16 protein-coding genes are annotated in these 18,509 nt (G+C 65.0%); 2 read left to right on the forward strand and 14 right to left on the reverse strand.

Going from position 1 to position 18,509, the window contains the following annotated elements; translation table 11 throughout:
- Positions 1–4: 4 nt before the first annotated feature.
- From FHS94_RS12110 to FHS94_RS12160, 11 genes are all read right to left on the reverse strand, one after another.
- Positions 5–415 carry a c-type cytochrome gene (locus FHS94_RS12110; protein WP_184058185.1) on the reverse strand — a complete coding sequence of 137 codons (411 nt, stop codon included), beginning with the start codon at positions 413–415 and terminating at the stop codon, positions 5–7.
- Complete coding sequence (locus tag FHS94_RS12115) at positions 405–1,295, reverse strand: cytochrome c oxidase assembly protein (RefSeq protein WP_184058187.1); 891 nt, start codon at positions 1,293–1,295, stop codon at positions 405–407. Before FHS94_RS12115 ends, FHS94_RS12110 begins: the two co-directional genes overlap by 11 nt.
- Positions 1,283–1,591: a hypothetical protein gene (locus FHS94_RS12120; protein WP_184058189.1), complete on the reverse strand. Its 309-nt coding sequence runs from the start codon at positions 1,589–1,591 to the stop codon at positions 1,283–1,285. The genes FHS94_RS12115 and FHS94_RS12120 overlap by 13 nt, the downstream gene beginning before the upstream one ends.
- Entirely contained in the window at positions 1,588–2,220 is a 633-nt protein-coding gene (locus tag FHS94_RS12125; protein WP_184058191.1) for a cytochrome c oxidase subunit 3, read from the reverse strand. The genes FHS94_RS12120 and FHS94_RS12125 overlap by 4 nt, the downstream gene beginning before the upstream one ends.
- Positions 2,217–4,109 carry a cbb3-type cytochrome c oxidase subunit I gene (locus tag FHS94_RS12130; RefSeq protein WP_184058193.1) on the reverse strand — a complete coding sequence of 631 codons (1,893 nt, stop codon included), beginning with the start codon at positions 4,107–4,109 and terminating at the stop codon, positions 2,217–2,219. Before FHS94_RS12130 ends, FHS94_RS12125 begins: the two co-directional genes overlap by 4 nt.
- Complete coding sequence (locus FHS94_RS12135; protein ID WP_184058195.1) at positions 4,106–5,101, reverse strand: cytochrome c oxidase subunit II; 996 nt, start codon at positions 5,099–5,101, stop codon at positions 4,106–4,108. Before FHS94_RS12135 ends, FHS94_RS12130 begins: the two co-directional genes overlap by 4 nt.
- Positions 5,101–5,475 (reverse strand): hypothetical protein, encoded by a 375-nt coding sequence (locus FHS94_RS12140; RefSeq protein WP_221234742.1) that lies wholly within the window; start codon positions 5,473–5,475, stop codon positions 5,101–5,103. The genes FHS94_RS12135 and FHS94_RS12140 overlap by 1 nt, the downstream gene beginning before the upstream one ends.
- Before the next feature lie 233 nt (positions 5,476–5,708).
- The gene (locus FHS94_RS12145; protein WP_184058200.1) at positions 5,709–6,566 is read right to left on the reverse strand and encodes a fumarylacetoacetate hydrolase family protein; all 858 of its coding nucleotides are present in this window, start codon (positions 6,564–6,566) and stop codon (positions 5,709–5,711) included.
- Between the two features lie 138 nt (positions 6,567–6,704).
- Positions 6,705–7,991 (reverse strand): L-fuconate dehydratase, encoded by a 1,287-nt coding sequence (locus FHS94_RS12150; RefSeq protein ID WP_343055271.1) that lies wholly within the window; start codon positions 7,989–7,991, stop codon positions 6,705–6,707.
- Between the two features lie 144 nt (positions 7,992–8,135).
- Complete coding sequence (locus FHS94_RS12155) at positions 8,136–8,924, reverse strand: IclR family transcriptional regulator (RefSeq protein ID WP_184058202.1); 789 nt, start codon at positions 8,922–8,924, stop codon at positions 8,136–8,138.
- 92 nt (positions 8,925–9,016) lie between these two features.
- The gene (locus FHS94_RS12160; protein ID WP_184058203.1) at positions 9,017–11,347 is read right to left on the reverse strand and encodes a glycoside hydrolase family 31 protein; all 2,331 of its coding nucleotides are present in this window, start codon (positions 11,345–11,347) and stop codon (positions 9,017–9,019) included.
- Positions 11,348–11,481: 134 nt separating this feature from the next.
- Here FHS94_RS12160 and FHS94_RS12165 point away from each other — a divergent pair, with 134 nt between their 5' ends.
- Positions 11,482–13,098, forward strand: a complete 1,617-nt coding sequence (locus FHS94_RS12165; protein WP_184058206.1) for a DUF5597 domain-containing protein — start codon at positions 11,482–11,484, stop codon at positions 13,096–13,098.
- A gap of 10 nt (positions 13,099–13,108) precedes the next feature.
- On the opposite strand, the gene FHS94_RS12170 is transcribed toward FHS94_RS12165, so the two are convergent.
- Together FHS94_RS12170 and FHS94_RS12175 are read right to left on the reverse strand one after the other, a co-directional pair.
- Positions 13,109–14,089: an alpha/beta hydrolase gene (locus FHS94_RS12170; protein WP_184058208.1), complete on the reverse strand. Its 981-nt coding sequence runs from the start codon at positions 14,087–14,089 to the stop codon at positions 13,109–13,111.
- Positions 14,090–14,161: 72 nt separating this feature from the next.
- Positions 14,162–17,098, reverse strand: a complete 2,937-nt coding sequence (locus tag FHS94_RS12175; RefSeq protein ID WP_246348593.1) for a TonB-dependent receptor — start codon at positions 17,096–17,098, stop codon at positions 14,162–14,164.
- A 221-nt stretch (positions 17,099–17,319) separates the two neighbouring features.
- Here FHS94_RS12175 and FHS94_RS12180 point away from each other — a divergent pair, with 221 nt between their 5' ends.
- Positions 17,320–18,165, forward strand: a complete 846-nt coding sequence (locus FHS94_RS12180) for a GDSL-type esterase/lipase family protein (RefSeq protein WP_246348594.1) — start codon at positions 17,320–17,322, stop codon at positions 18,163–18,165.
- Here the strand turns inward: FHS94_RS12180 and FHS94_RS12185 are convergent.
- The gene (locus FHS94_RS12185; protein ID WP_184058212.1) at positions 18,162–18,509 is read right to left on the reverse strand and encodes an L-rhamnose mutarotase; all 348 of its coding nucleotides are present in this window, start codon (positions 18,507–18,509) and stop codon (positions 18,162–18,164) included. The two genes, FHS94_RS12180 and FHS94_RS12185, sit on opposite strands and share 4 nt — an antisense overlap.

Genomic DNA, 18,509 nt, shown 5'->3' on the forward strand with positions numbered 1-18,509 from the left:
CGCTTCAATGCTTCAGCGTGTATAGATAGGCTGCAACGTCGCGCGCTTCCCGGTCGGTGATCGGCTGATCGGGCATGCCGTTGCCGGGAAGCACCGATTGCGGATGCTTGAACCATCGCCGCATCTGTGAAGGGTCATTGGACAGAACGCCTGCAATCGTCGCCCGGGTCGCGATCCCTTGTAGAGAGGGGCCGACCCGCCCGGTTGCGCCAGTGATGCCGGGTATGATGTGGCAGCTTCCGCATCCGACCCGTGCGATAATGCTACTGCCCGCGTCGCTGTTACCGCCGGTGATCGCCTCCGCACGCATCTGGTTGCTGTGACGCGTTTCCACGTAGAGCACTGCGCCCGAGGCGATGGCCCCAGCTACCGCGAGCAAAACCAGAGCGGCAAGCCAACGCAGGCTAGACGGCATGGGCCACCTCCTCGGGTTTGTCGCGCAGTAAGCGGCGCATGATCACAAGGGCGGCGGCTGCATGGACCAGTCCGCCTGGAACCCACATCAGCAATCCGGCGAACTGCTGGTCCTCCGCCGGGGTGAGTCCGAACGGCGCCATGCCGAGCCGGGCGTATCCCGCGTACCAGGGGCTTGTGGCAAAGGCCATCAAGGCGCCGAGCGTTCCGGACACGATCGACGTCACGACGAGACACAGGGCGGCGATGCCGTCAGGCGTGCGGCGGGCCAGCATCGCGCTCCAGAACACCAGCGCTGCGACGAGGAAGGTCAGGTGCTGCGCCACGTGCCAGCCATCGCTCGCCAGCGCACGGTCGAACAGCGCTGGCGCATGCCACAGCCACAAAGCCGCCGCCTGTAACAGCGTGGCCGATACGGGAGAGGTCAGCATCCGCCATGCGTCCCTGACCGCGCCCGGTGCAAGGCCGCCCAGGGCCTGGCGACCGCGCGGCGGGAACGCCCACAGCATCACCGCAAGCGGCTCCGACAGCACCAGCAGTGGCGCGCCCGCCAGCATCAGCAGTTCATGTTCCAGCATGTGCGCCGCAAAGGACCTCTCACCGGCCTCATGCAGGGGGGACACCAAGGCGGCGGCGGTCACCAGCCACCCCGCCGCGAACAACAAGGCGCGTCTCCGCAAACCCGGCATCCCACGAGCCGATCGGGCGGTGAGCCGTCGCCAACCGGTCCAGAACACCAGCGCGCTAAGCAGAAGCGGCGCGGTGATCGTCGGGTCCCACGTCCAGCCTGGCGCCTCGGTGTGCGGCGTCCCCGTGTTGTGGCCCAGCGCAGGCGCGGCGAGCAGAACCGTCGCAAAGGCGGCGGCTCTCACCGCACGCATGGCGGCACCATCAGGATCGCGAGCGACTGAAACAGGATGGCCAGCGAAAAGAACCCCGCACCGATCAGGGCCAGCCGCGCCAGCCAAGGGTCGGCAAGCGTATCGGCGTGGGTTCGAAGCGGCCAGGCGAGGCGGAACGCGACTGCGCAGGCGATCAGGCTCGCCGCGCCCCAGATCAGCCCGACCATCACCTGCCCGCACGCGATGTGGAGAAGCGCGGACAGCCCTTGTTCGAACAGGAACCAGGCGATCGGCGGAACCGTCACCGCGATCCAGGTGCGGACGCGGACGCTCATGTCAGCCTCGGCACGCCATGAATGACGGCGAACACCGGCAGCCAGGTCACGACCACGAACGTCCAGTAGTTGGCGTTGTCCTCCACGTCGGCAAACTGGTCCTCGCCGATCTCATGCGTGAATAGCCACACGGCCTGCACTACCGTGTCGCCCAGGTCGGTGATGACGTGCGAGGTGTGCAGCACCAGCAACAGCCACAGCACCGAGCCATAGCCGTCGGTGTACCATTTGACGCCCAGATGGGAGAACTCGATCGCGCGCGGGATCAGCAGCAGCGCGCCGATGATCGACATGGCAAGCACGCCTGCCCGGACCCCGCGGGAGTCCTTGGCCAGCGCCCGCCGGCGCACCCACAGGTTCGGGATCGCGCTCAGCAGCAGTCCGACGGTGAAGATCGAACTCCACAACAGGCCCGGCACCGCATCGCCCGGCGGTGGCCAGTGCGGCGCCTGCGTCGCGAGATACAGATAGGCCGCGATCGCGAGCGCGAAGCCGGTGCCCTCGATCAACATGAAGCCGATATTGCCCCACCATACCACGTTGCGCGCGCCATTCGCGCTGGCGGGCAGGCCGGACAGGTCGCCGACGATCTCCACCGGCCTTGGGTCGGCAGGCTGGATCCCAATCATCTGCGCTTCCTTAACAGGCCGGTCATCGTGCGCTCGCGCTGCGGCCAGAACCAGCCGATCAGCGCCGCGGCAATCGGCACCGATCCGATCGCGACCGCCCAGGGCGTGAAGATGCTGCCGAGGAACATGGCGGTAACAGCAATGGCGGAAAGGAACGGCCAAACCGACGCCGATGCGCTTCTTTGCCTATACAGGGGCGCCGCGTCCGCGACCGACGTGATCAGGACCTCGCGCCGCTCCAGGGCGATGCCGTCATAGGCGCGCAGCGGGTCACCCCCGTTCCACATCGGTGTCAGGCTGGTCACCGCCGGCGTATAGGCAAGATTGTAGGGCGGTGTCGGCGACAGGCCCGCCCATTCCAGCGTCGACCCCCGCCAGGGGTCGGAACCCGCATGCTCGCCCCGCCAGAAGCTCCATAGGGCGTTGCCGACGAACACAAGGCCACCCAGTACGGAGATGGCGCTGCCCGCGGTCGCGACCTGGTTCAACAGGTCCCAGCCCATGCCGGGTGGGTAGGTGTAGACGCGGCGCGGCATTCCCATCAGGCCAAGAAAGTGCATGGGAAAGAAGCCGAGATTGAACCCGCCCACGATCAACACGAACGCCCATCGGCCCCAGCGTTCCGACATCAGCCGCCCCGTCGCCTTGGGGTACCAATAGCAAAAGGCGCCAAACAGCGGGAAGATCGCGCCGCCGATCAGCACATAGTGGAAGTGCGCGACAATGAAGTAAGTATCCGTCAGTTGCAGGTCGAGCGCGGCGGACGCCGTCATGATGCCCGACAATCCGCCGATCACGAATGTCGCGATGAACCCGATCACCCATAGCATCGGCGTGGCAAGCCAGGGCCGGCCGCTCCACATGGTCGCGATCCAGCAGAAGATCTGCAGTCCGGCCGGCAGCGCGATGGCCATGCTCGCGGCGGTGTAGAAGTTGTTGCCGAGCCGCGGCAGCCCCACCGCGAACATGTGGTGGACCCACAGGCCAAAGGCGAGCGCGCCGATCGCCATGATCGCCAGCACCACCACCGAATGGCCGAACAATGGCCGCCTCGAAAAGGTTTCAACGATCTGGGACACGAAGCCGGTCGCCGGAATGAAGATGATGTACACCTCCGGATGGCCGAAGAACCAGAACAGGTGCTGGAACAACAGCACGTCACCGCCACCTGCCGGCGCGAAGAAGTGGGTGGAGACCATGCGATCTGCGATCAGCATGCTGGTCACCAGCATGATCGCGGGCATGGAGAGAATGGTCATCAGCGACGATATCAGCTGCGCCCAGAGAAAGACGGGCATCCTCGCCAGGGTCATGCCGGGTGGGCGCATCTTAAGGATGGTGACGGCGATGTTGACCGACGCCGCGAGCGCCGCGACCTCCGTGAACGTGATCATCTGCGCCCAGATGTCGGCGCGATGGCCGGGCGAATAGGACGGGCCGGACAGGGGCGGGTACTCGAACCAGCCAAGATCGGGGGTGATGTCGAGCGCATGGGCGACCCACAAGGTCATCACGCCGCCAAGATACAACCAGAAGCTGAACGCCGAGAGCCGCGGGAAGGCCATGTTTCGCTGCCCCAGCATCAGCGGCACCAGCCACAGCCCCAGCGCTTCCATCAGCGGCACCGACACGAGGAACAGCATCGTCGACCCGTGCAACGAAAAGCTTTCGTTGAAGAGCTGCGGCGTCATCCGCGTGTTTTCTGGAACGGACAGCTGCCAGCGCATGTCGAGCGCCAACATGCCTGCCAAAAACATCAGCAGCATCGCCGTGACGATGTACCGCGCCGCGATCCGCTTGTGATCAACGGTGGTCAGGAAGCCCCACAGGCCAGGCTTGTCGCTCCACGTCTGCTCAAGCTGGAGGCGGCGGTCGGCAGGCGCCTTCATTTCAGGCCCTCGAGGTAAGCGGCGACTGCATTGATATCGGTCGGATTCATCGGCACGGCCGGCATGGATGTGCCCGGCTTGATGGCCTGGGGCTGCGCGATCCATCCCTGAAGATTGTTGCGTGTCATCGCCAGCGTCCCCGCCGCGATCGACCGGCGGGTGGCGACATGGGTCAGGTCCGGCCCCGCCCGTCCGTGGGCAGTCGTGCCGCCGACAACATGGCAGGCTGCGCAGGACCCGGCGAATAGGGACGCGCCTCTGGCAGCGATGCCGTTGCCGGGCGTCATCGCGGGACGTGCCTGTGCCGCGAGCCAGGCGTTGAACGCGGCCGGGCTTTCCACCTTCACATCAAGCGCCATGTGAGCGTGTTGGAGGCCGCAGAACTCGGCGCATTGGCCACGGAACCAGCCTTCCCGACGGGGCGTCAGGTCCAGGAGGTTGCGCCGCCCCGGAATCATGTCGAGCTTGCCGGCGACATTAGGCACCCAGAAGCTGTGGATCACGTCGGCGGAGCCGAGGGACATTCGAGTCGTGCCGCCAACCGGCAGGTGCAGTTCGTTCGCAGTCTCGATCCAGGAACCTGTTGCGGGATCGCGATACTGGATGCGCCACCACCATTGATGCCCCGTGACGCGCACCAGCATTGCGTCGCGCCCTCGCGCCCGAAACATCGCGCGGTCGGCAATGAAGCTGCCGATGATCAGCGTAGTCAGCCCGACGATGATGATGCCGGCCGCGATCCAGACGCCGCGATCGAGCGTGCGGTCGCTGATCGAAACGGAGTCGGCCGCCACGGTGCGGCGGCGATAGACGCGCCACAAGCTCCAACCGAGCCCGACCATGACCAGCACGTAGACGGCGCCGCAAACCACCATCATCAGCCCGAACAGGGAGAACAGAGCATCCGCCTCCCGCCCGCTCGGTGCCAAGGGGGACTGGACCCCCGAGCATCCCGCCAATGCGAGCAGCACACCGACAGGAAGCCGCTTCATCATTGCGGCCCGGACCAGCTGTTACCGACCGGCTCCGCCCGTTGATCGACGGCCTGACGATGCAGCTTTTCTGGCGTGTGGAGCGGCAGGTCGCGCGCGTAGGCGGTAAGCTGCCACAATTGCTCAGGCGGCACCCGCACGGCGTAGCGCAACGCCCCGTGCCGGTCGGCGATGGACGCGAATACCTGATCGAAATCGCCACCGTGCCGCCATTGGCCATCGGCGAGGTTGCGCACGCCCGTCGCGCTCTCGCCATGACAGGCCTGGCAACCATACCAGGCAAAGTATCGGCCGCCCTGGGCCACCTGATCGACATTCGCCTGGTAAAGCGCGATCCGTGGATCGGCACCGTCACGTGGACGGGTCTGCGGCACCGTCGGCCCGACGTTGCGCGCTTCCTGACTGCAACCGGCGCACGCGAGCGCAATCAGGCAAGCGACAGCCAGGTTAGCTCCGATTGACGTGCGCCGTTCCGTGCCCCTCACACTCGCAGTCATAATCAGCATGCGGGCATATATACGTTGATCTACATCAACGCTCATCGCGCCAAGCTATTGGCGAACCTTTCAGATGTGCAGCATGTCGGGTTTCCAAGCTCTGGCAGGAGCTAGACCTCAGGCGACCACGCGATGAACTCCTGCCGCTGCTCGCCAAGACGCTGGATGCCGAGCGTCACGACGTCTCCCGCCTTCAAGTACCAGGGCTGGGGCTTCTGCCCGAGCCCGACCCCCGGGGGCGTGCCCGTCGTGATGATGTCGCCCGGCTGCAACGTCACGAATTGCGAGCAATAGGCGATGATCTGCGCGACGGTGAAGATCATCGTCCGGGTGGAACCGTCCTGCATCCGGCGACCGTTCACGTCGAGCCACATGGAAAGGTCCTGCGGGTCGCCAACTTCATCCGCGGTGACCAGCCAGGGGCCGACCGGGCCGAACGTCGGGAAGCCCTTGCCCTTGTCCCACGTGGGCCCTCGCTCCTGCTGCCAATGGCGCTCGGACACGTCGTTGATCACGACATAGCCCGCGACATGGGACAGTGCGTCGCCTTCCGCGACATGGCTGGCGCGGGTGCCGATCACGACGCCCAGTTCGACTTCCCAGTCGGTCTTACCGCTGGCCTTCGGAATCACCACGGGATCGTTCGGGCCGTTGAGGCAATTGATCCATTTGTTGAACACGACCGGCTCAGTCGGGATCGGCAGGTTCGACTCCGCCGCATGGTCGGCATAGTTCAGTCCGATCGCGATAAAGGTAGAGGTGCCCGTCACCGGCACGCCAAAGCGGGGCGTGCCTTCCACTACCGGCAGGCTAAGCGGATCGAGCGATGCCAGGCGGGACAGCCCGGCCGGCGACAGGTCCGCCGGCGTGATGTCGGCCAAGTGTCCGGACAGGTCGCGCAGGCGGCCATCGGCATCGATCAGGCCTGGCATTTCCTGGCCGCGCGGGCCGAAACGACAAAGCTTCATGGGGCGGGCGTCCTCAGCAATGGGTTTAACGGATATGATGGGCGGGTTGCCCGGCGCGGAGTGTCACGGTCAAGCCGTGGCCCGCGACCCGGCGCCTTTGGAGAAGACGCACGGACAACCGGCCTGATCGGCTAAAGCCTATCCTGCGGCCGGTGTGTGACGAAAATCGATCAACGTCTCGGGGCGCATTTCGATCGAATAACCGGGCCTGGTTGGCGCCTGATAGGCTCCGTTGGTCACCTCGCAGGGTGCCAGGAAATGCTCGTGCAGGTGGTCGACATATTCCGCGACACGCCCTTCTGCCGTTCCCGCGAAACATAGGAAATCAATCATCGCGAGGTGTTGCACATACTCGCACAGGCCGACGCCACCGGCATGCGGGCAAACGGGCAGGTCGGCCTTGGCAGCCATCAACAATACCGCCAGCACCTCGTTCACGCCGCCCAATCGGCAGGCGTCGATCTGGACGACGTCGATCGCCCCTTCGGCGATGAATTGTTTGAACACGACCCGGTTCTGGCACATCTCGCCCGTTGCGACCTTCACGGGCGACACACCGGCGCGGATCGCGGCGTGGCCGGCAACGTCATCGGGACTGGTCGGCTCCTCGATGAACCAGGGTCGGGCAAAGGCGAGGGCATTCACATGCTCGATCGCTTCGTTCACTTCCCAGACCTGGTTGGCGTCGATCATCAATACAGCGTCATCGCCGATCGCGGAGCGTGCGATCCCGACGCGGCGTATGTCGTCGTCCAGGTTCTGGCCGACCTTCAGCTTCACATGGCGAAAGCCCTGGCTGATCGCCTCGCGGCATAGCCGTTCGAGCTTTTCGTCCGAATAGCCGAGCCAGCCGGCCGAGGTGGTGTAGCAAGGATAGCCCTGCTGCTCGAGTTGCGCGATCCGTTCCGCCTTGCCTGCGGCGCGACGGGTGAGGAGGTCGAGCGCTTCGTCGGGCGTGATGAAGTCGGTCAGGTAGGTGAAGGGGATCTGCCGGACTAGGTCGGCCGGCTCCATCTCGCCGATCAGCCGCCACAACGGCTTGCCCGCTGCCTTGGCAAGAAGGTCCCAGGCCGCATTGACCACAGCGCCGGTCGCAAGGTGGATCACGCCCTTGTCAGGGCCGACCCAGCGAAGCTGGCTATCGCCGGTGACATGCCGCCAGAACCTGGCACCGTCTTCGCGTATCCAGGCGAGGTCGAGCCCGATCACAAGCGGCGCGAGCGCTTCGATGGCGGCGCAGCACAAATCATTGCCGCGGCCGATGGTGAAGGTCAGCCCGTGGCCCGACAGCGCGGGATCGTCTGTCTCCAGGACGCAATAAGCGGCCGAATAGTCAGGGTCGGGGTTCATCGCGTCCGACCCGTCGAGCGAGGCGGAGGTCGGGAAGCGCAGATCGAAAACCTGCATTCCGGTAATGGTGGTCACGCCGTGACCCCGCGCGCGTCCGCACCGCTGTTCGCAAGGTTGTCCGAGCCGAAGATGGTGCTGCCTCCCCTTAAGCCGACGTGTTCGCCGGTGATACTCGTTTTCATAAGTGAGTATCGACCGGTTCGCAAGCGGGAGGCGGGGTCAATAAAGCCGGCTGTCCGCTTCCACGAGTTGATCGGAAATCCGGTCCGCTGCCGTGCGGACGGCCTGCGCCGTTTCCCGCGGGGTCATGCTGGCCTTGATCTTCTTGAGGTAGGGCACCGTCAGTGCCGCTGCGGCCGATCCGCCGCGCATCACGGGAGCTGAAATGTCGGTCACGCCCGTGACGAACTGGCTGGGCGTCAGCTCGACGTGGCGTTGCCGAACTTCATCGGCATGGGCGCGAAAGTCGGCCAACTCCGCGTCCGACAGAGCCGGGCTAAACAAGGCTTCCCAGCGGCGGCGCACATCCTCCGGCTGAAAGGCATAAAGGACAGCCCCGGACGCCACCTGGGCCAGCGGCTTGCGATAGCCAACGCGCACGGAGAAGCCGAGCTGTTCGCTCGATTCCATGCGTGCGACCACGACCATTTCGCCATGGGTATGGAGGGCAAGGTGGCAGGACTGGCCGATCTCCAGCGATAACTGGCGCATGATCGGCAGAGCAGCCTCCACCAGGTTCTGCGTCCTCGGTTGTTTCATGCCGAGCGAGAACAGGCGGTCTGTCAGCGAATAACCGTCGCTTTCGGCGTCCTGGTCCAGATACCCGCGAAACTGGAGCACCTGAACCATGCGGAACAGCTCGCCATGACTACGGCCGAGGCGGTTGACGATGGCGGTAAACGTCATCGGCTCCGCCGCCTCGGCCAGCAGCTCAAGAATATCGAGCCCCTTTTCCAGCGCTGGGGCGCGATACCGCCGATCGTCCTCGTCGGCGGCGGTGTCGTTCATGGGACTACGTGGTTCTTTGACAGGCATGGGGGGAGTGTATCGCCGCAAATGCCTCGCACAACTGCAATAACCGGCCCCCGGAGCCGGCGCGCCTAGCGGCCGACCACCTTGACGAGGCTCTGCGCGGACTGCCCCGTCGGCAACGCGCCGCTGGCGGTCAGGCGATGCGTTGCATCGTCCCAGCTCAACGTCGCGCTCTTGCCGCCCTTGCCCTTGTACGCGTTGGTCGTGCCGTCATCGTCGTACAGGCGGGCCGTGGCGTTGCGGCCCGGGAAGACGCGAATTTCAGACAACGACTGGCGCGTTGCCGTGCTCAGCACCTGCTGGCCCAACGGCACGATCGATCCGGCGCGCACGAACAAGGGCATCTTGTCGATCGGCGACGCCGCGTCGATCCACTGGCCGCCCGCGTGCTTCTGGTTGGTCCACCAATCATACCAGTCGGTGCCGCCCGGCAGGTAGACGCGGCGGCTGGTCTGACCCTGTTCGGTGATCGGCGCGACCAGAAAGGCCGGCCCGAACATATATTCGTTCTTCAGATCCGAAACGGCAGGATCGTTCGGGAAGTCCATCCACAGCGCGCGCATGAACGGCGCCCCCGTCTCATAAGTCTGGCGAGCGAGCGGGTAGATATAGGGCAGGAGGGAGTAGCGCAGGCGGGTCCAGGCGGCGAGGATCGGCTCCGCCGCCGTGCCATAGTCCCAAATGGCCGCGCTGCCCGGGCGCTGCCCGTGAATGCGCAGCGTCGGGGTGAAGCTGTTATATTGGTACCAGCGCACGAACAGTTCGGGATAGTCCGGGTAATCTGGGCTGGTGGATTTGGCCCCCGCGGGATCGACCAGCGGCGCGTGCTTCGCCTTTGGCCCGGATGGCCACTGCCAGCCACCCGTGTCGCTCGACCAATAGGCGATGCCGGACGCGGTCATGTTGAGCCCGCTCGGCACCTGCCGTCGAAGCGCTTCCCAGGTCGAATTGACGTCCGACGACCAGAACAGGCAGCCATTCGCCTGCGTGCCGAGATAGGCGGCACGGCACAGGATCATGTTGCGGAAGTCCGGCCGGTCGCGGGCTGAACCTTCCGCAGAGCCCAGTGTATGCAGATACGGAAAGACGTTGTGGTAGCGGTCGCCCGAACCGATCGAATATTGGTAGCCGTCCGGCACCAGATCAGGTTCGGTCTCGTCGAGCCACAGATAGTCGAAGCCCTGGCTGATGATGTTCTCGCGCGTGGTGTTCCAGAACCAGGCGCGCGCATCGGGGTTGGTGGAGTCGATCAGCGCACCGGCGCGGTCGGAGCGGACCGGCAGGCCGTCAACCGGGTTGCCGTTCTTGTCCTTCATCAGCCAGCCCTTGGCGGCGAGCATGTCGAAATAGCGGCTTTCCCGCTCGAACCGCGGCCAGACCGAGATGACAGAATGCAGGCCGCGGTCATGCAGCTGCTGGTTCATGCCCTTGGGATCGGGGAAGTAGGTACGATCGATGTCGATCTGGCCCATCCGGGTCCAATAGAACCAGTCGAGCACCATTACATCGAGGGGATAACCGCGGCTGCGATACCCGTCGGCGACGTCCATCAACTCCTTCTGGGACTCGTAGCGCGCCTTGGACTGGATCAGCCCGAATGCGGCCTTGGGCGGCAGCGGCGTCTTCCCGGTCAGCCGGGCATAGCCGGCGTACAAGTCGTTGGCCGAGTTGCCGGTGATGACAAAGAAGCTGACCCGCTCGCCCACCTTGGACTGGAAGCGCGTCTGGCCATGCATGCCGGGCGACACGCTGGTCGCTGACGGGTTGTCCCAGACGATTGCGTAGTTCTTGCTCGACACCAGTACGGGGACGCAGACCTGCTCGCCGGCAGGGGCGTCGTACCAGTGGCTGCAATCGATGGTGCGGCCCTTCAGGTCGAGCGCGCCTTCTTGGTTCTGCCCCAGGCCATAGAAATGCTCGTCCTGGTCCGCCGTGAAGTTCGCGCCCGTCAGAAAGGTCTGCTCGCCCGACACCTCATGTGGGGCCAGCGACCAACCGGTCATGGCGATGGTGCGCCCATCCGGCGTGTTGATGGACACGGACACCGGCGGCAGCGAAGGCGCGAAATAGCGCTCCATCTGGCTCGGCGCCTTGGGCCACGGCTTGGCATCGACGGTCAGTGTCAGCGCCGATGACGCGAAGATGTCGCCGGCAGCGCTCGTCGAATGGGTCCAGCCTGCAGCGTCGGCGGCGCCGGTGATCCCGTAGCCAGGCTTTCCACCGGCATGGTCACGGTCGAGCGCGATGGTGACGCGAACGATGTTGGGAGCATAGGGCTCTACCGCGACCATGCTGCCGTTGCGGTCCACGGTTGCGATCGGGTCGGCAAGCGCCGGCATTGCCATCGCGGTGGCGCCGACGCCGGCAAGCCATGCGACGCGCTTCCAAATCCGGTTCATGCTGGTACCTCTCCCTGGTATTGTTCTGCTTGTGCCGCCCAAGACTGCTATTCTCAAGGATAAAAACGCGCTTCGTACTTGAATCGAAGCAAGCAACCCGGGCAGGGTGGCGACAGGATAAAGGGAGAAGATGGATGCGCGCAACGGCTCTGGCGGCGATCGCCTCACTATGGCTGGCGAGCAGCGCCGTCGCGCAGAAGTCAGAACTGCCGCGACTTGAACGCAGCAAGGGGCGGCACGCCCTGATCGTCGACGGCGCGCCATTCCTGATGCTCGGCGCGCAGGCGAACAATTCCAGCAACTATGCCGCAGCGCTGCCGACGGTATGGCCGGTGCTCGACCGGATGCACGCCAACACGCTGGAAATGCCGATCGCATGGCAACAGATCGAGCCTGTCGAGGGCCGCTTCGACTTCTCGTTCGTGCAGACATTGCTCGACCAGGCACGCGCGCATGACAAGCGGCTGGTGCTGCTGTGGTTCGGGACCTGGAAGAATACGGGCCCGGGCTATCAGCCAGACTGGGTCAAGCTGAACAACAGGCGCTTCCCGCGCATGAAAACGCGCGACGGGCAGGACGGCAGCTCCCATACCCCGCTGTCCCGCGCCACGCTGGAGGCGGACAAGCGCGCCTTTGTTGAGCTCATGACCTATCTGCGCGACCACGATCCGCAGAACACGACGGTCATGGTGCAGGTCGAGAACGAAACCGGCAGCTACCGCAACCCGCGCGATTACAGCGCGGCGGCGAACAAGGCCTTTGCCGGCGTCGTGCCGACCGAACTGGCGCGCGCCGCCAAGAAGCCGCGTGGCACCTGGACCCAGGTGTTCGGCGACCAGGCGGACCGCGCCTTCAACACCTGGCACGTCGCGCGCTTCGTCAACGAGGTGGCGGCTGCGGGTAAGGCGGTGAAACCGTTACCCATGTACGTCAACGCCGCCCTGTCCGACCCGTTCAAGACTCCCGATCCGATGGGGGTGGCAAGCGGTGGGCCGCAGCAGGACGTGCTCGACATATGGAAGGCGGCGGCGCCGTCGATCGATATGGCCGCGCCCGACATCTATGATCGCAAGAGCCGCAACGTCGTCGCCTATCTCGACGGTTATGCGCGTCCCGACAACGCGTTGATGGTGCCGGAGATCGGCAACGCGGGTGAATATGCCCGCTTCTTCTATGGCGCGATCGGGCGGGGCGCGATCGGCTTTGCACCCTTCGGCATGGACGCGACCGGCTATTACAATTTCCCGCTCGGCGCCAAGTCGCTGGACGACGGATCGCTGGACGCCTTCGCTCGCGCTTATAGCCCGTTTGCGGCGGCGGGGCGCGATTGGGCGCGCATCGCCTTCGAGCACCCGACCTGGGGCGCCTTCAAGCCGGACGATGGCGCCGCGCAGACCACCACGATGGGCGACTGGACGATCACCGCGGGCTTTGGCGAATGGCAGTTCGGCCAGCGCGAATGGTTTCCCGACGCCGACAAGCCGGCCTGGGCGACGGAGCCGGTCGGCGGCGTTGCCGTGGCGCAGCTGTCAGCCAACGAGTTCCTGCTGACCGGCGACCATGTCCGTATCAGCCTGTCCGGTCGCAAGGACGGTCCTGCCAACGGCACCATCGTCCGTGTGGAAGAGGGCCACTTCGCCGAGGGTCGTTGGGTGATGGACCGCGTGTGGAACGGCGACCAGACGGACTATGGCCTCAACCTGATCGATCGGCCGGTCTGGCTGAAGGTCACCATGGGCCACTACCGCTGATGGTGGCGGGTCAGCCCGGGAATACGCCCTGGCTGACCCCGAAGCGGTGGAACATCGCCGGCCAATGGCCCGCGTCCATGCTGGCCGGAAGGCGCGCGCCAAAGCCATGGCCACCCTTGTCGAATACGTGCAACTCGGCCGGGCGTTTGGCGGCATGGAGAGCGGTATAGAGCGCAAGGCTGTTCCCGATCGGCACCAGATCGTCATCTCCCGCATGGGCGATGAAGGTAGGCGGCGTCGACGCGCTCACATTCGCCTCCACCGATGCAGCCCGGCGCAGATGCTGGTCGGCGTTGTCGCCCAGCAACATGTCCCGCGATCCCCCATGGGTGTAGGGCGCTGACATCGAAACGACAGGGTAGAGAAGCCCGGCGAGGTTTGGCCGCGCAGCTTGCCGGTCTACGGCGTCGACGGCCGTGTAGGTCGGCTCGGCATGGCGGGTCGCCAGGGAGCCGGCCAGGTGACCGCCCGCCGAAAAGCCCAGGATCGCGACACGCTGGCGATCGATCTCGAACCGCGTGGCGCCGGCCCGGATGACCCGCATGGCCCGCTGCGCGTCCTGCAACGGGACGAGCTCGCGCCGGTCCCAACCCTCTCCCGGCAAGCGGTAGAGCAGGATAAAGGCCGTGATACCGTGCTGGTTGAGCCACGCGGCCTGGCTTGTCCCCTCATTGTCGTAGGACAGGAACTCGTAGCCGCCACCCGGCATGACCAGCACCGCCGCGCCCTTTGGCCGTGCTGGCCGCCGTACCACCAGCATCGGGCGATCGATGCCGCGTACCCAGCGATCGGGGTGGGCGGGGTCGTGGGACTGGTCCTCGACCTTGCGCGTGATCCTCATGCCGCGATCGCTGGGGATCGCACCGGGCCATAGCGGGACGACCTCATCCCCCGCCTGCAACTGTGCAAGAGCCGGCGTCGCGGCGAGGGCGGCGCTGCCGGCGATCAGCGTGCGACGGGACAGCAGAGGGTTGAAGATGTGCTCGCTCATGCGACCTAGCCTGAACAAAAAAGGCCGGAGCGCAAGCTCCGGCCAAGGGGGAGAAATGATGAAGCGTAGGCCTCAATAGGTCAGACGGGCGGTGACGCTGATCCGGCGATCGTTCAGCACCGACGACTGCGGCCGGTTCGCTACACCGTAATAGGTGCGGTTCTCGGTGTTGGTCAGGTTGGTGCCGTCCACCGTCATCGCGAAATGAGGCGCGATGGTATAGGTGATCGACGCGTCCAGCTGGCCACGCGCATCGTTGAAGATCGGCAGGTTGCCCGACCCGTTGCCACGCGTGGTGACCACGTACTTCGACCGCCAGTTGTAGGCGACGCGTGCCGACAGCGGGCCTTTGTCGTAGAAGCCGATCAGGTTGTAGCTGTACTTGGACAACTGCTCCAACGGCACCGTCAACTGCGCACCGGTGGTATCCTGCGCGTCGGGGGAGGGCGCCTTGCTGTCCACATAGGTGAAGTTCGCTTGGGTGCCGAAGCCCGACAGCCAGCCGGGCAGGAAGTCGAAGAAGGTGTTGCCGCCGACCTCGAAGCCCTTGATCTTGCCGTTGTCGCCATTCAGCGGGCGGGTGACCTGATAGGTGTAGCTGTTCGTGCCGAAGGTGTAGGTTTCCGGCGCGGTGACGTTGGCGATGAAGCCGTCGACCTTCTTGTAGAAGCCCGCCGCATACACCGAGGACGTGCGCGAGAAGTAATATTCGAGGCTGACGTCGGCCTGGTCGGCCGTCAGTGGCCGCAGGTTCGCGTTACCGGTCGTGGCGGTGCGCTGGCCGTTGGTCGGGTTGTTTTCGTAGATGATGATGTTCGGGTTCAGCTGGTCGAAGCCGGGCCGGGTCAGCGCCTTTGACGCGGCAAGGCGCAACTGCAGCTTGTTCGTGAAGTGGAAGTTGAGGTTCACGCTCGGCAGGAACTTGGTGTAGTTCGAATCGACCGTCAGTGCGTTGTACACGATCGGGCCGTTGCCGAAGACGGGCTGGCCGGCGGTGTCCACGCCCGTCTGGACCTGGGCCGATGAGCCGATGAAGCCTGACGTGTTCACCTTGGTCTTGACCGCGCGCACGCCGATGTTGCCGTCGATCGGCACCGCACCGGAGGTACCGAAGCGGACCACGCCATAGGCGGTGTAGGTCTTCTCACCCTGCGTGTTGCGGTCGCTTGGCACATAGCCGACGCCGTTCAGCAATGCCTGCTGCTGCGAGGGGTCGACAAAGGGCGCGAGTGCCTGGCGCGTGGCGTCATAGTCGAGCACGACGTCGCGGTTGAAGAATGTCACACCGTCCGGCACGCCCTGGAACCCGCGATACAGGTCACCGCGGAACAGGCGGGTCTGGTACAGGTCGGGCGACAGCGCGCGGGTCAGCCCGTAATAGGCGTAGGTCGAACTGTCCGTAACGGCGGAGCGGTCCGTGTAGCGCACGCCCGCGGCTATCGATCGCAGGAAGCTGTTATCGAACTTGTAGTCCACATCCAGCCGACCCGCATATTCGGTGCCCACCGAGTGCTCGATATGATCGAGATAGCCTCCACCCGACGCGTAGTTTGCCGGGTCATCGACCAGGCCGTTGCCATTGGCGGGGTTGTTGTCGGGCGTGATGATCATCGTCGGCACGCCGTTGCCAACGGCCGTGTTCAGACGCTCGGCGGTGGAGGCCAGGATCACGATGGAGCGCTGCCCGTCGGTCGTGCCGCGGATGTACTGGAAGTCGCCGTTGACGGTCAGCCGGTCGGTCGGCCGCCACTTCGCATTCAGCGAATAATCGCTCGTGACCGACTTGCGCTGTTCCAGGCTGGTGTTCGCGTTGGTCGGCACGTTGACGAAAGTGCCGCTGCGGAAATTGCCGTCCTTGTCATAGGTGAACGGCTGGTTGAAATCGGGCGTGATCGGGTTGTCGCCGGTGTACGCGAAGTAGCTGTAGTCGCCGTAGCGGAACTTGTAGTCCGAGCGGATATATTCGGCGGTAAGGTCCAGTGTGTCGGTTGGGCGCCACTGAAGCGCGGCATCGACGCCAAAGCGGCGGCGGTCACCCAGATACTGGCCGATCCCGACGCCGTGCGACAGATAGGTGGGCTTACCCACCCGGTTCAGGCCCTGCGCGGTGGCGTAATCGGTCGGATTGGCCGGCGTGCCGTTCGCACCAACGGTGTCGTTGAGCAGGTAAAAGGGCTGGCTGGAAATCTGGTCCTGCCGGAACGCCGTCTGTTGATAGGCCAGGTCAACCAGCAGGCCGATCTCGCCGATACCGGTGTCCCAGCGATCGGACACGAGCAGGTTCGCCTGCGGCTTGGTGGTGTCGTACAGGTCGTAATAGTTGGCGCTGCCGCTGGCCGAGAGCTTGAACCCGTCAAAGTCGAACGGTTTGCGGGTGCGCAGGTTCACGAGGCCGCCGATACCGCCCTCGATCAGGTTGGCCGCCGGATTCTTGTAAACGTCGACACCGGCCAGCAGTTCGGAAGGGACATCCTCCAGGCTCAGCGTGCGGCCGTTGTTGGCGGTGAACACGTCGCGGCCGTTGATCTCGGTGCGGACCTGGCTGAGGCCGCGGATCGCGATGGAGCTACCTTCGCCGAAGTTGCGCTGGATCTGGATGCCGGTGATCCGCTGCAGCGCCTCGGCGACGTTGCGGTCCGGCAGCTTGCCGATGTCTTCCGCGACAATGGAGTCGACGATCTGGTCGGCGTTACGCTTGATGCCCTGGGCGGAGCTGAGGCTGGCGCGGACGCCGGTTACGACCACGTCGCCACCGCTCGCGTCGCTGTTGCCGCTGTTGGGATCAACAACACCCTGGTCGCCGCTGGGCGCCGTGGTCGCGTTGACGGTCGATGAGTCCTGCCCCTCGGGCGAGGGCGCCGGCGTCGGAGAAGGAGCCTGGGTCGGCGCGGTGCCGCTCTGATCCTGGGCAAGGCCCGGTGCCGCCCATCCTGCCATCAGCAACGCTGCCAGGGAGGCCGTCGCCTTCAGGTTGGCGCGCGAGCCACGTGCTGCCGTTGAACCCGTCATCATCCTCGTCCTTCACCTCCGCTGAGCCGGACCAGCCAAGCGTGGCCGGATCCTTCGCCGGACATCTCCGTCGGCTTAGCCGCACTGGTGCCCGTCACGTTCATTAGCGCAACAGCAACGCTATTCATATATGAATTTTGATCGCACCAGCGATTACGCTAGGCTGGCGCGATAACGGCGGCAAAACCCGCTGCCTAGCTGTGATAAGAAGGTGACGACGCATGCGGAGCAGCGTGTTGGCCATGCCGGTAGCTGTCGCGGCGCTCGCCCTGTCTGCTTCCTCGCCCGCCAGAACCGCCGACTCAGGCGCCGCGACTGACCAGGGTCATAGTGCCGAGTCAGTGTACCAAAGCTCGCCCGAGCGGCGGGTCGTGGTGGAGCGTGACTGGGGGCAGTGGCTGGGGCCGTTCCGAGCGAAGCTGGTCCCAAGCCTGATGCAGGATTTCGGAGAGCGTTACCTGTACGCCGCTGCCAACCGTGCCCTGGGCGCGCCAAAGCCGGGGGAGCAGCGCGTCGTCTTTCTGGGAGACTCGATCACCGACCGCTGGGATCTGCCGCGCTACTTCCAGGACAGCCATTACGTGAATCGCGGCATAGGCAGCCAGGTCACCGCGCAGATGATCCTGCGCTTTCACCAGGATGTAATCGCATTGAAGCCCGCCGCTGTGGTTATCCTGGCCGGCATCAACGACGTCCAGGGCTTCCTGCAGCAGGAAACGGCCGAGCAGATCGAGGCCAATTGGGAAACCATGGCGGACCTTGCCGACCGCCACGGTATCAAGGTCGTGTTCGGGTCGATCCTGCCCGTCAACAACTACACGGAGTCGGCACGCGACGTGGTGAAGGAGCGTGATCCTGCGACCTTGCGATCGCTGAACGGCTGGTTGCGGCAGTTCTGTCGGCAGCGCGGCTATGCTTATGCCGATTATTATTCCGTGCTGGTGGACGACAAGGGCCTGATGCAGCGGGACCTGACGACCGATGGCGTTCACCCGCTGCGTGCTGGATATGCCCGCATGGCCCCAGTCGCGCGCGCCGCAATCGCTCGCGCTCTGGAGGCGCGCTAGGGCTGCGCCGCCAGATCGAAGATGAGCGCGGCCGGCGTCCATTTCTCGCCGGCTTTCGCCCAGGAAAGCGGTTGCTGGAAGCCGTCCATCAGGCGCTCCCACGCCTGAACGTCAGGGTCGGCCGCATCGCGCGCAGCCTTTGCCGCCGGGTCGAAATCGGCCGTGACGTCCAGGATCATCGCCAGCCGCGGCCCGCTGCGAAAGATCTGCATGGCGGCGATGCCGGCCTGCCGGATGCTTGCGACCACCGCGACGGGGACTTCGCCTGCCGCATGCCATTCTTCATAGCGCTGGATCAGGGCGGGATCGTCCACCAGGTCGAGCATCAAAACATGGCGTGTCAT

It is taken from the genome of Sphingomonas aerophila (assembly GCF_014199305.1).
Classification (GTDB): Bacteria; Pseudomonadota; Alphaproteobacteria; order Sphingomonadales; family Sphingomonadaceae; genus Sphingomonas; species Sphingomonas aerophila.